Source organism: Clavibacter lycopersici, from assembly GCF_003576405.1.
Taxonomy (GTDB): Bacteria; Actinomycetota; Actinomycetes; order Actinomycetales; family Microbacteriaceae; genus Clavibacter; species Clavibacter lycopersici.
In genome coordinates, this window is record NZ_QWGT01000514.1 from 1 (window position 1) to 593 (window position 593).

Here is a 593-nt window from a genome sequence, read left to right on the forward strand (position 1 = left end):
CGCGCCCGCTCGCGCCGCGGCGCGCTGCCCCGCGCATCGCCCGCCCCTCTCATCTCCCCACCGGACGCCGGCACCGCCGCGTCCGCTCCCGGGGCCGCTCCGCACGGCCCGGAACAGGACACCAGCCATGAAGAACCCATCCCCCTCCTCCTCCCGCCGCCGGATCCTCCGCTCGGCCACCGCGCTCGTCGGCGGCGTCGCGCTCGCCGTCGCCGTGCCCCTCGCGGCCTCCGCGCACGTGCGCGTCTCGCCCGACCAGGCGGCCGCCGGCAGCTACAGCACGCTGACCTTCAAGGTCCCCACCGAGTCCGCGACCGCGACGACCACGAGCGTCACGGTCGACCTGCCGAAGGACACGCCCTTCTCGAGCCTGTCCACCGAGCCCGTTCCCGGCTGGACCGCGAAGGTCACCACCGAGAAGCTCGACACCCCCGTGAAGACGGACGACGCGACCATCACGGACGCGCCCGTCGAGGTCACCTGGACCGCCGACGACGGCGTGGGCCTCGAGTCCGGCGAGTTCCAGCGGTTCACGGTCTCGGTCGGGCCCGTGCCCGACACCGGCAGCATCATGCTCCCCGCGCACCAGGGCT

1 protein-coding gene is annotated in these 593 nt (G+C 74.9%); it reads left to right on the top strand.

The features are described from left to right. Nucleotides 1-127: 127 nt before the first annotated feature. Nucleotides 128-593 (top strand): DUF1775 domain-containing protein (locus DZG00_RS16280; RefSeq protein ID WP_119455864.1); only part of this gene is annotated, 466 nt, incomplete at its 3' end.